Source organism: Streptomyces stelliscabiei (assembly GCF_014873495.1).
Taxonomy (GTDB): domain Bacteria; phylum Actinomycetota; class Actinomycetes; order Streptomycetales; family Streptomycetaceae; genus Streptomyces; species Streptomyces bottropensis.
Map to the genome: position 1 here is coordinate 8,487,222 of NZ_JADBGF010000001.1, position 12,656 is coordinate 8,499,877.

At 71.2% G+C, this 12,656-nt stretch carries 10 protein-coding genes; all 10 read left to right on the plus strand.

Annotation, left to right across the window (positions count from 1 at the left end):
- Window positions 1-331 precede the first annotated feature (331 nt).
- The 10 genes from H4687_RS37370 (at window position 332) to H4687_RS37415 (ending at window position 12,653) form a co-directional block, all read left to right on the plus strand.
- Complete coding sequence (locus H4687_RS37370) at window positions 332-1,270, plus strand: beta-ketoacyl-ACP synthase III (RefSeq protein WP_046915780.1); 939 nt, start codon at window positions 332-334, stop codon at window positions 1,268-1,270.
- A gap of 212 nt (window positions 1,271-1,482) precedes the next feature.
- On the plus strand, window positions 1,483-2,157 hold the full coding sequence (locus H4687_RS37375; protein WP_046915779.1) for a GntR family transcriptional regulator: 675 nt from the start codon (window positions 1,483-1,485) through the stop codon (window positions 2,155-2,157).
- Between the two features lie 36 nt (window positions 2,158-2,193).
- On the plus strand, window positions 2,194-2,442 hold the full coding sequence (locus H4687_RS37380; RefSeq protein ID WP_046915778.1) for a hypothetical protein: 249 nt from the start codon (window positions 2,194-2,196) through the stop codon (window positions 2,440-2,442).
- Window positions 2,443-2,616: 174 nt separating this feature from the next.
- A complete protein-coding gene (locus tag H4687_RS37385) occupies window positions 2,617-3,798 on the plus strand; it encodes an ROK family transcriptional regulator (protein ID WP_046915777.1) in 1,182 nt (393 codons plus the stop codon).
- Window positions 3,799-3,921: 123 nt separating this feature from the next.
- Window positions 3,922-5,526 (plus strand): sugar ABC transporter ATP-binding protein, encoded by a 1,605-nt coding sequence (locus tag H4687_RS37390; RefSeq protein ID WP_046915776.1) that lies wholly within the window; start codon window positions 3,922-3,924, stop codon window positions 5,524-5,526.
- On the plus strand, window positions 5,523-6,539 hold the full coding sequence (locus H4687_RS37395) for an ABC transporter permease (RefSeq protein ID WP_046915775.1): 1,017 nt from the start codon (window positions 5,523-5,525) through the stop codon (window positions 6,537-6,539). Before H4687_RS37390 ends, H4687_RS37395 begins: the two co-directional genes overlap by 4 nt.
- A 36-nt stretch (window positions 6,540-6,575) precedes the next feature.
- The gene (locus H4687_RS37400; RefSeq protein ID WP_046915774.1) at window positions 6,576-7,613 is read left to right on the plus strand and encodes a substrate-binding domain-containing protein; all 1,038 of its coding nucleotides are present in this window, start codon (window positions 6,576-6,578) and stop codon (window positions 7,611-7,613) included.
- A gap of 110 nt (window positions 7,614-7,723) precedes the next feature.
- Window positions 7,724-9,010 (plus strand): Gfo/Idh/MocA family protein, encoded by a 1,287-nt coding sequence (locus H4687_RS37405; RefSeq protein ID WP_046919207.1) that lies wholly within the window; start codon window positions 7,724-7,726, stop codon window positions 9,008-9,010.
- A 12-nt stretch (window positions 9,011-9,022) separates the two neighbouring features.
- Window positions 9,023-10,027, plus strand: a complete 1,005-nt coding sequence (locus H4687_RS37410) for a sugar phosphate isomerase/epimerase family protein (RefSeq protein WP_046919206.1) — start codon at window positions 9,023-9,025, stop codon at window positions 10,025-10,027.
- Between the two features lie 133 nt (window positions 10,028-10,160).
- A complete protein-coding gene (locus tag H4687_RS37415; RefSeq protein ID WP_046919205.1) occupies window positions 10,161-12,653 on the plus strand; it encodes a PQQ-dependent sugar dehydrogenase in 2,493 nt (830 codons plus the stop codon).
- The last annotated feature ends 3 nt before the right edge of the window (window positions 12,654-12,656 follow it).

Here is a 12,656-nt window from a genome sequence, read left to right on the forward strand (position 1 = left end):
CGGACGTGGCACACCCGGATGCGGTGGGCGCCGGTGCAGGCCGCTGGTTCCTGGACGTCACCGGGGACCCGAGGAACCCCGGCCACCACCCCGGACGACACGGCCGCCGAGTTCCCCGGGCCGTGCGCACCACCGGCGGGCGGTCGCGTGGTCGGGCGTACCAAGACGGTCACCGGAAACAGAATCGCCACGCGGCCGGTGCTCATCGGGGCTCTGACGGAAGCCCACAACTTGGGCCGCTCTTTACTGTCGCCTCGGCCGCCCTCATACCCGTGAGTCACTGATCAGACTGGTGGATCCCGCTGACCACAGGCTACGAGGGGAACCACTCATGAACGGCTCGCGCATCGTCGCCGTCGGCCACTACCAGCCCGCCAAGGTGCTCACCAACAAGGACCTGGCGGGTCTGGTCGAGACAAGTGACGAGTGGATCACGAGCCGGGTGGGCATTCGCACACGGCACATCGCAGGACCCGACGAACCGGTCGACGAGCTGGCCGGTCACGCCGCCGCCAAGGCCCTGGCCTCGGCCGGTCTCGGCCCGGAGGCCATCGACCTGGTCGTGGTCGCCACCTCCACCGCCATCGACCGCTCCCCGAACATGGCGGCCCGGGTCGCGAACCGGCTCTCCATCCCGAACCCGGCCGCCATGGACGTCAACGTCGTGTGCGCCGGGTTCACCCACGCCCTGGCCACCGCCGACCACGCGGTGCGCGCGGGGGCCGCCACCAGGGCCCTCGTCATCGGCGCCGACAAGATGTCCGAGGTCACGGACTGGACCGACCGCACGACCTGCGTCCTCGTCGGGGACGGGGCGGGCGCGGCCGTCGTCGAGGCCGCCGAGGAACCCGGCATCGGGCCGGTGCTGTGGGGATCGGTGCCCGAGATGGGCAACGCCGTGCGGATCGAGGGCACCCCGCCGCGCTTCGCGCAGGAGGGCCAGAGCGTCTACCGCTGGGCCACCACCAAGCTGCCGCCCATCGCCCGCGCGGCGTGCGAGAAGGCCGGACTCACGCCCGCCGATCTCGCCGCGGTCGTCCTGCACCAGGCCAACCTGCGGATCATCGAGCCCCTCTCGACGAAGATCGGCGCGGTCAACGCCGTGGTCGCGAAGGACGTCGTCGACTCGGGGAACACCTCGGCCGCGAGCATCCCCCTCGCCTTCTCCAAGCTCGTCGAACGCGGCGAGATCTCCAGCGGCGACCCCGTGCTGCTGTTCGGTTTCGGCGGGAACCTGTCGTACGCCGGACAGGTGGTCCGCTGCCCGTGAGCCGCTGAGCAGGGCGTTCGTGGTGCCGTCGTGGTGCCGCTCGCGGCGGTGTGACGAGGCATACGCGTCGGTCCTCTGGCCATCGCGGGTCGTAGACTGTAGACGAAAGACAATCCATACTGGCCGTTGACTCGGACTTTCCAGTTCTTTCCAGTACGGGCCGTTGACTTTCCGTGTGCAGTACACCCAGTGGTGCTCTGGAGGGGGACCCGATGTTGTCGACAGGACTTCCGCAAGGGGCGGTGCCCAAGCTCGAACGCCCCGGCCCGCTGCGCGACCGCGTCTACGAGGCCCTGCTCGAACTCATCACCACGCGTGCCCTGCGCCCCGGCCAGCACCTCGTCGAGAGCGAACTCGCCGGGCACCTCGGGGTGTCCCGACAGCCCGTGCGCGAGGCCCTGCAGCGCCTCAACACCGAGGGCTGGGTCGACCTCCGGCCCGCCCAGGGCGCCTTCGTCCACGAGCCGACGGAAGCGGAGGCCGACCAGCTGCTGACGGTCCGTACCCTGCTGGAGGCCGAGGCCGCCCGCCTCGCCGCGGCGAACGCCGGCACGGCGGGCATCACGGCCCTGGAGGAACTCTGCGCGCAGGGCGAGGGGGCCGTCGGTGCCGACGACGTGGACGCCGCCGTCGCCCTGAACGCCCGCTTCCACGCCAAGGTCATGGAGCTGGCCGGCAACACGGTCCTCGCCGAACTCGCCGCCCAGGTCGACCGCCGGGTCCGCTGGTACTACACGCCCGTCGCCCGGCAGCGCGGCCACCAGTCCTGGATCGAACACCGCGAACTGATCGCCGCCATCGCCGCCCGCGACGAGGCCCGCGCGACGCAGGTCATGCGAGCGCACACGGAGCACACGCGCAAGACGTACCACGAGCGGGAGAAGTAGCGGGCGGGAAGGCCAGCCGGCGGCTAGGTTCGTCCGATGGCCGTGTACATCGAGTTCAATGACCAGAGTCGTCCGGCGAAGCACTTCTCCGACGAGTCGTTCGACAAGGACAAGGTGGCTCACACCTACAGCTACGAGCTGCTGCCGCATGGCGTCGTGGCCGTGTACCGGGCCGTACGCCCGGTGAAGCGGAACCAGATGGGCGAACCGACGAGCTTCGAGGAGATCGGTGTGTTCGGTCCGTCCGCCTGGTTCTCGATCCAGGGTGACCGCTTCACTCGTTGACCGGCCCCCTCGCGTCCCCTCGGTGTCCCCACACGGCTTCCTTTGTCCTCTCGGTGGAGAAAGTCTGCACTCATTGCTGCGCTACTTCTTCCCAGGCCCGGCAGCCGCTGCTACGTTCCCCTCGAAAGCCAAGCACGGCGGTGCCGATGAGGCGGGGAGGGGCTTGTGAGACGTATGACGGCTCGACCTGCCAACGCGCACCAGGCCAAGCTGCTGCGGCTGTTGCGGGACGGTGGGCCCAACTCCCGGGCGCAGCTGGGCGACCGCATCGACCTCTCGCGGTCGAAGCTGGCCGTGGAGGTGGACCGGCTGCTGGAGACGGGGCTCGTCGTGGCGGACGGACTCGCCGCCTCGCGCGGCGGGCGCCGCTCGCACAACATCCGACTCGCCCCCCAACTCCGTTTCCTCGGCGTCGACATCGGCGCCACCTCGATCGATGTGGCCGTCACCAACGCCGAGTTGGAGATCCTGGGCCACATCAACCAGCCCATGGACGTACGGGACGGCCCGGTCGCCGTCTTCGAGCAGGTGCTGTCCATGGCCGCCAAGTTGCGCGCCTCCGGGCTCGCGGAGGGGTTCGACGGCGCCGGTATCGGCGTCCCCGGACCGGTCCGTTTCCCCGAGGGCGTCCCCGTCGCCCCGCCGATCATGCCGGGCTGGGACGGGTTCCCGGTGCGCGAGGCGCTCAGCCAGGAACTCGGCTGCCCCGTCATGGTCGACAACGACGTGAACCTGATGGCGATGGGCGAGCAGCACGCGGGCGTCGCCCGTTCCGTGGGCGACTTCCTGTGCGTCAAGATCGGCACCGGCATAGGCTGCGGCATCGTCGTCGGCGGCGAGGTCCACCGCGGGACGACGGGCAGCGCCGGCGACATCGGGCACATCCTCGCCGTACCGGACGGCCGCCCCTGCGCCTGCGGCAACCGGGGCTGCCTGGAGGCCCACTTCAGCGGCGCCGCCCTCGCCCGCGACGCCAACGACGCCGCCCAGCAGGGACTTTCGGCGGAACTCGCCTCCCGGCTGGAGATCAGCGGCACCCTGACCGCCGTCGACGTGGCCGCCGCGGCCGCCGCCGGCGACGCCACCGCCCTCGACCTCATACGCGAGGGCGGCAACCGCACCGGCCAGGTCATCGCCGGACTCGTCAGCTTCTTCAACCCCGGCCTGGTCGTGATCGGCGGCGGGGTGACCGGCCTCGGCCACACCCTGCTCGCCGCCATCCGCACCCAGGTCTACCGCCAGTCACTTCCCCTCGCCACCAACAACCTGCCCATCGTGCTGGGGGAACTCGGGCCCACCGCCGGAGTCATCGGCGCGGCCCGCCTCATCAGCGACCACCTGTTCTCACCCGCGTAGGCCGTTTCCCACCACAAGGCCTCACCGGTCGGCGCCCCGCTCCGCCCTGCCCTGCCCTGAACACGCCTGCCCACGCACGCGCAACGCCCTGTAACCGGCCCGCACGCCCGCCAAGGGGAACTCATGGCACCAGAATTACCGCTGCTCACCATGTCCGGCATCACCAAGTCGTTCCCCGGAGTCCGGGCCCTGGACGGTGTCGACCTCGACGTCCAGGCCGGAGAGGTCCACTGTCTGCTCGGCCAGAACGGCGCCGGGAAGTCCACCCTGATCAAGGTCCTGGCCGGCGCCCACCAGCCCGACGACGGCACCATCACCTGGCGGGGAGAGCCCGCCACCCTGAAGTCCCCGATCGCCGCCATGCGCCTCGGCATCGCCACCATCTACCAGGAACTCGACCTGGTCGAGGGCCTGTCGGTGGCCGAGAACGTCCACCTCGGCCATGAACCCACGGCCGCCGGTTTCGTCGTACGAGGGAAAGCGGCGCGTGCGTCGACGGCCGCCCTGCTCAAGCGACTTGGGCACCCGGAGGTCGATCCGGCGAGGCTCGTGGGTGAGTTGTCGGCGGCGCAGCAGCAGATCGTCTCCATGGCGCGGGCGCTCTCCCACGACGTACGGCTGATCGTGATGGACGAGCCGTCGGCCGCGCTCGATCCGGACGAGGTCGACAACCTGTTCAGGATCGTGGGGGACCTGACCGCCGACGGGGTGGCCGTCGTCTACATCTCGCACCGTCTGGAGGAGATCCGGCGGATCGGCGACCGGGTGACCGTCCTGAAGGACGGGCGGGCCGTGGCCGGCGGGCTGCCCGCGAAGTCCACGCCGACGCGCGAGGTCGTGGCGCTGATGACGGGACGGAACGTCGAGTACGTCTTCCCCGACCGGCCCGTCGCGCCGCCCACCGGGAGCACACCCGTGCTGGAGGTGCGGGGGCTGGCGCGCGCCGGTGAGTTCGAGCCCCTCGACCTGGAGGTGCGGCCCGGCGAGATCGTGGGCCTCGCCGGCCTCGTCGGCTCGGGGCGGTCGGAGATCCTGGAGACGATCTACGGCGCCCGGAAGCCCACGGCGGGCCGGGTGAGCGTCGACGGGCGGGCGTTGCGGCCCGGCAGCGTACGCGCCGCCGTACGGGCCGGGCTCGGGCTCGCCCCCGAGGAACGCAAGGCGCAGGGGCTGCTGATGCTGGAGTCCGTCACCAGGAACGTCTCTGTGTCGTCGATGGGCCGCTTCGCGCGCGTCGGCTGGATCGACCGGAGCGCCGAACACCGCGCCGCGCGGGCCGCGACCCGCGAACTGTCCCTGCGCCCCGACAACCCCGACGTGCCGGTCCGCACGCTCTCCGGAGGCAACCAGCAGAAGGCCGTCCTCGCCCGCTGGCTGCTGCGCGGCTGCCGGGTGCTGCTGCTCGACGAGCCCACCCGGGGCGTCGACGTGGGCGCCCGCGCCGAGCTGTACGCGGTGGTGCGCCGGCTCGCCGACGAAGGGCTCGCCGTGCTGCTGGTCTCCAGCGAGGTGCCCGAAGTCCTCGGCCTCGCCGACCGGGTGCTCGTCCTGCGCGAGGGCCGGGTCGTGCACACGGCGCCCGCCCGTGAGCTGGACGAACACCGCGTCCTCGACCTCGTGATGGAAGGAAGCCCGGTGGACAGTGTGGCAAGTCCGGCGGCCCGTGCGGGAAGTCCGGCGGCCGGTGCGGGAAGTCCCGTGACCGGTGAAGGGAGCCCGGCGTCATGACCCAGCCCGTGTCCCCGCCCCGGGGGGCGGACAAGGTGACACCCGTCGACGCACCGCCCGCCTGGCGGGCCCGCGTGTTCCGCGCCGACGTCCGCACCCTCTCGCTCCTCGGTGTTCTCGCCGCGCTGATCCTCATCGGCGGTTTCACCAGACCCGACGAGTTCCTCGACACCCGCAACCTCCAACTCGTCCTCACCCAGGCCTCGGTGATCGGTGTCGTCACCGTCGGCATGACCTTCGTCATCACCTCCGGCGGCATCGACCTGTCCGTCGGCGCGATCGTCGCCCTGGCGTCCGTGTGGGCGACGACCGTGGCCACCCAGGAGTACGGGTTCGCCGGCATCCTCTTCACGGCGATGATCGTCGGCGTCGGTTGCGGACTGGTGAACGGACTGCTCGTCGCCTACGGCGGGGTGGTCCCCTTCATCGCCACCCTCGCCATGCTCGCCTCGGCCCGCGGACTGGCCCTGCAGATCACCGACGGCAGCACCCAGGTCGTCACCGTCGGCTCCGTCCTGGACCTCGGCGAGCGCGACGCGTACGTCCTCGGGATCCCGCCGCTCGTCCTGGTCTTCGCGGTCGTGACGATCATCGGCTGGCTGGTGCTGAACCGCACCACCTTCGGCCGGCGCACGGTCGCCGTCGGCGGCAACGCGGAGGCCGCCCGGCTCGCGGGCATCGACGTCCGCCGCCAGCGGCTCTACCTGTACCTGCTCTCCGGACTGTGCTGCGGTATCGCCGCGTTCCTGCTGATCGTGCTGTCCGGCTCGGGCCAGAACACCAACGGCAACCTCTACGAACTCGACGCCATCGCCGCCGTGATCATCGGCGGAACCCTGCTCAGCGGGGGACGGGGCACCATCACCGGCTCCGTCATCGGCGTCCTGATCTTCACCACGATCACCAACATCTTCGCGCTCAACAACCTGCAGAGCGACGTCCAGCAGATCGCCAAGGGCGTGATCATCGTCGCCGCGGTCCTGGTCCAACGACGTACGGCAAGCACGACCTGAGACACCGAAGAGCCGACACGGGAAAGGTCCACCGCCATGCCTGACATCACCAGCCGCAGAAGACTGCTCTTCGGAACCGCCGCCGTCTCGGCCGGCGCCCTCCTCGCCGGTTGCACCAGCAACGAGTCCGACAGTGACCCGGCCGCCGACAAACAGCCGGCCGCCGACGACAAGCCCGGCAAGGCGGTCACCATCGGCTTCGCCGGACCGCAGGCCGACCACGGCTGGCTCAACGCGATCAACCAGAACGCCAAGAGCCGCGCCGAGCGGTACGAGGACGTCACGCTGGAGATCACCGAGGGCTCCAACGACACCGCCCAGCAGATCGGGCAGATCGAGACCCTCATCAACAAGAAGGTCGACGTCCTCGTGGTGCTGCCCGCCGACGGCAAGGCGCTCACCCAGGTCGGCCTCAAGGCGATGCGGGCCGGCATCCCCGTCGTCAACCTCGACCGGATCTTCAACTCCCCGCAGGCCTACCGCTGCTGGATCGGCGGCGACAACTACGGCATGGGACTCAACGCCGGGCACTACATCGGCGAGCAGCTCAAGGACAAGGGTGACGCCCGGGTCATCGAGCTGGCCGGGCTCGACAACCTGGAGCTGACCAAGCAGCGCACCAAGGGCTTCGACGACGCGCTGAAGAACTACCCGAACATCAAGAAGGTGGCACGTCAGGCCGCCGAGTTCACGGTCGAGTCGGGCCAGGCCAAGATGGCCCAGCTCCTCCAGGCCCAGTCGGACTTCGACGCCCTGTGGAACCACGACGACGACCAGGGCGTGGGTGCCCTGCGCGCCATCGAGCAGGCCGGGCGCGACGACTTCCTGATGGTCGGCGGCGCGGGCGCGCTCTCCGCGTTCCAGGCGATCAAGAAGGACGACGGGGTGCTGAAGGCCACCGTCCTCTACCCGCCGACCATGGCCGCCTCCGCGATCGACCTCGCCCGCGCCCTCGGCCAGGGCAAGGGCGTCGGCGGCCTCGCCGAGTTCGAGATCCCGTCCTCGCTGACCCTCTACTCGGCCGTCGTGGACAAGGCCAACGTCGACCAGTACATGTCCACGGGCTTCAAGTGACGAGACCTGCCGACGGGGTCTGACCGCCGGCGGGGACCCGAACCCCCGACCCCCGCACTCACGGTCAGGCCCCACCCCCACCGCGCCGCCACCACGAGGAGGACACACGCATGGGACAGCCGCAGCAGCCCGACCAGGCCGAGGCGGAGGAGTCAGGAAGGCCCCGGCCCGGGGGAGGGGTCTGGCCCGCCGGGCACGCCGGGGGGCTCGGCACGCCGCCGCTGCGCGTCGGCATGGTCGGCTACGCCTTCATGGGGGCCGCCCACTCCCAGGGCTGGCGCACGGCGGGCCGGGTCTTCGAACTGCCGCTCAGCCCCGTGCTGGCCGCCGTGTGCGGGCGGGACGCCGACGCGGTGCGGACCATGGCGGACCGGCACGGGTGGGCGTCGACGGAGACCGACTGGCGGGAGCTGATCGCCCGGGACGACATCGACCTGGTCGACATCTGCACCCCCGGCGACAGCCACGCCGAGATCGCCCTCGCCGCCCTTGCCGCGGGCAAGCACGTGCTCTGCGAGAAACCCCTCGCCAACACGGTCGCGGAGGCCGAGGAGATGGCGGCGGCGGCCGAAGAGGCGTACACGCGGGGCCAGTTGGCCATGGTCGGCTTCAACTACCGTCGCGTACCCGCCACCGCGCTCGCCCGCCGGATGGTCGCCGAGGGCCGGCTGGGAGCCCTGCGGCACGTGCGGGTGACGTACCTCCAGGACTGGCTCGTCGACCCGGAGTTCCCCCTGACCTGGCGTCTGCGCAAGGAGTCGGCCGGCTCCGGGGCGCTCGGCGACCTCGGCGCCCACATCGTCGACCTCGCGCAGTACATGGCCGGCGAGCCGGTGGTCGGCGTGTCCGCGCTGATGGAGACCTTCGTCCGCGAACGCCCCCTGCCCGCGGGCGCCTCCGCGGGCCTCGCGTCCACCGGCGGCACGGCGGGCCGGGGCGCGGTCACCGTCGACGACACGGCCCTGTTCACCGGCCGCCTCGCCTCCGGCGCCGTCGCCTCCTTCGAGGCCACCCGCTTCGCCACCGGCCGCAAGAACGCCCTGCGCATCGAACTCAACGGCGAGCGCGGCTCGTTGGCCTTCGACCTGGAACGCCTCAACGAACTCGCCTACCACGACCACACCGAACCCGCCGCCCACGCCGGATTCCGCCGCATCCTCGTCACCGAGCCCGACCACCCCTACCTGGACGCCTGGTGGCCGCCGGGCCACGGCCTCGGCTACGAGCACACCTTCGTCCACCAGGCCCGTGACCTGGTCCACGCCGTCGCGGCGGGCCACCGGCCCGAGCCGTCCTTCGCCGACGGGCTCCAGGTGCAGCGCGTGCTCGCGGCGGTCGAGGAGAGCGCAGAGAAGAACTCCGTCTACACCCCGACCCACACCCCCACCACGGTCTGAGGAGACCCGGACATGCCGCGCGACTTCACGCTGTTCACCGGCCAGTGGGCCGACCTGCCCCTCGAAGAGGTCTGCCGCCTCGCCCGCGACTTCGGCTACGACGGCCTCGAACTCGCCTGCTGGGGAGACCACTTCGAGGTAGACAAGGCGCTCGCCGACCCGTCCTACCTGCACTCCCGGCACCAGCTTCTGGAGAAGTACGGCCTGAAGTGCTGGGCCGTCTCCAACCACCTCGTGGGCCAGGCCGTGTGCGACGCCATCATCGACGAGCGCCACCGCGCCATCCTGCCCGCCCGCATCTGGGCCGACGGCGAGCCCGAGGGCGTACGCCGGCGGGCCGCCGCCGAGATGGCCGACACCGCGCGGGCGGCGGCCGCCTTCGGCGTCGACACCGTCATCGGTTTCACCGGCTCCGCCATCTGGCACCTGGTCGCCATGTTCCCGCCCGCCCCCGAGTCGATGATCGAGCGCGGCTACGACGACTTCGCGGCGCGCTGGAACCCGATCCTCGACGTCTTCGACGCCGAGGGCGTGCGCTTCGCCCACGAGGTCCACCCCAGCGAGATCGCCTACGACTACTGGACGACCCAGCGCGCCCTCGAAGCCGTCGACCGCCGCCCGGCGTTCGGTTTGAACTTCGACCCCTCGCACTTCGTGTGGCAGGACCTCGACCCGGTCGGCTTCCTGTGGGACTTCCGCGACCGGATCTACCACGTGGACTGCAAGGAGGCCCGCAAGCGCCTCGACGGCCGCAACGGCCGCCTCGGCTCGCACCTGCCCTGGGGCGACCCCCGGCGCGGCTGGGACTTCGTCTCGGCCGGCCACGGCGACGTCCCCTGGGAGGACGTCTTCCGGATGCTCCGCTCGATCGACTACCGGGGACCGATCTCCGTCGAGTGGGAGGACGCCGGCATGGACCGGCTCCAGGGCGCCCCCGAGGCCCTGACCCGCCTCAAGGCGTTCGACTTCGAACCGCCGTCGGCCGCCTTCGACGCGGCGTTCGGCGGCAACGACTAGGCCCGCGCACCACAGGGCCACCTGTTGACCGGGCCCCCACGGCCCGGTCGTGTCTCCGGGGTGACGGCGCACTCCGGCGTACCGCACACACCCGTACACCTCCGTACGACCAGCCCCTCCCTGGAGGCATTTCGTGCACCCGTACGACGACAACAGACACCCCACCAGCCCCTTCGGGCGCCGCCGAGTGCGCGGGCCCATCGCCCTGCTCAGCGGTCTGCTGCTCGCCGGCGCCTCGCTCTCGCTGACCGCGCCCGCCGCGGGCGCGGCCGACGCCCCGAAGGCGGGCGCCGCCGCGGCCGAGGACTTCCAGCAGGTCACCCTCGCCAAGGGCGAACCGGAGGTCGGCGAGCCCATGTCGCTGGCCGTCCTCCCGGACCGCTCGGTCCTGCACACCTCGCGCGACGGCGAACTGCGGCTGACCGACGCGGCGGGCAACACCAGCCTCGCCGGCAAGCTCGACGTGTACGCGCACGACGAGGAGGGCCTGCAGGGCATCGGAGTCGACCCGGACTTCGCCGACAACCGCTTCATCTACCTCTACTACGCGCCCCCGTTGAACACCCCGGCCGGCGACGCCCCCGAGACCGGTACGGCCGCCGACTTCGCGCCCTTCGACGGCGTCAACCGGCTCTCCCGCTTCGTCCTGAAGACCGACGGCACGCTCGACAAGGCCAGCGAGAAGAAGGTCCTCGACGTCCCCGCCTCCCGGGGCATCTGCTGCCATGTCGGCGGCGACATCGACTTCGACGCGGCGGGCAACCTGTACCTGTCGACGGGCGACGACAGCAACCCGTTCCAGTCGGACGGCTTCACCCCCATCGACGAACGCGCCAACCGCAACCCCGCCTTCGACGCCCAGCGCACCTCCGGCAACACCAACGACCTGCGCGGCAAGATCCTGCGCATCAAGGTCGGCGCCGACGGCTCCTACACCGTCCCCGACGGCAACCTCTTCGCCCCGGGCACGGACAGGACCCGCCCCGAGATCTACGCGATGGGCTTCCGCAACCCCTTCCGCTTCAGCGTCGACAAGAAGACCGGAGTCCTCTACGTCGGCGAGTACGGCCCCGACGCGGGCGCCGCCAGCCCCTCGCGCGGCCCGGCCGGGCAGGTCGAGTTCGCCCGCGTGACCAAGCCGGGCAACTTCGGCTGGCCGTACTGCACCGGCAAGAACGACGCCTACGTCGACTACGACTTCGCCACCGGCACCTCGGGCGCGGCCTTCGACTGCGCGGCCCCGAAGAACACCTCGCCGAACAACACCGGCCTGACCGACCTGCCCCCCGCCGAGCCCGCCTGGATCCCCTACAACGGCGCCAGCGTCCCCGAGTTCGGCGACGGCTCCGAGTCGCCCATGGGCGGCCCGGTCTACCACTACGACGCCTCGCTCGACTCCCCGGTGAAGTTCCCCGAGGCCTACGACGGCGACTTCTTCGCCGGTGAGTTCGGCCGCCGCTGGATCAAGCGCATCACCAGCGACGGCGACGGCACCGTGCGGTCCATCAGCGACGTGCCCTGGACCGGCACCCAGATCATGGACATGGCCTTCGGCCCGGACGGCGCGCTGTACGTCCTCGACTACGGCATCTCCTGGTTCGGCGGTGACGAGCACTCCGCCCTCTACCGCATCGAGAACGCCACCGACGGCCACTCCCCGGTCGCCGCCGCGTCGGCCGACCGCACCTCGGGCCAGGCGCGACTGCGGGTCCGCTTCTCCTCCGAGGGCACCAGCGACCAGGACGGCGACGCCCTGACCTACAGCTGGGACTTCGGCGACGGCGGCACCTCCACGGCCGCCAACCCCCGGTACACCTACCGGACGAACGGCACCTACACCGCGACCGTGACCGCCAAGGACAGCACCGGCCGCACCGGCAGCGCGAGCGTACGGATCGTGGTCGGCAACACCGCGCCCGAGGTCGAACTGCGACTCCCCGAGGACGGGCAGCTGTTCGCGTTCGGTGACGCAGTGCCGTTCAGGGTGAAGGTGAGCGACAAGGAGGACGGCACCCCCATCGACTGCGCCAAGGTCAAGGTCACCTTCGTCCTCGGCCACGACAGCCACGGCCACCCGGTGACCTCCGCCAACGGCTGCACCGGCACCATCCGGACCAGCGCCGACGGCGGCCACGACGAGAACGCCAACATCTTCGGGGTGTTCGACGCCGAGTACACCGACGGCGGAGGCGGCGGCCAGGCCCCGCTGACCACCCATGACCAGAACGTCGTCCAGCCCACCCACCGCCAGGCCGAGCACTACAACGACTCCTCGGGCATCGCGGTCCAGTCGAAGGACACGGCCCACGGCGGCAAGACCGTCGGCAACATCGACGACGGGGACTGGATCTCCTTCGAGCCGTACGTCCTGTCCGACGCCAAGAAGATCACCGCACGTGTCTCCTCCGGGGGCGCCGGCGGCACGCTGGAGGTCCGCGCCGGCTCGCCGGCCGGCCGTCTCCTCGGCAGTGCCACCGTGCCGGTGACCGGCGGCTGGGACACCTTCCAGGACGTCACGGCCGACCTGGCCAAGGGCCCGCGCGGCAGCACCACGCTCTACCTGGTGTTCAAGGGGAGCGGCGGCGGACTGTTCGACGTCGACGACTTCACCTTCACGAAGCGGTGAGGG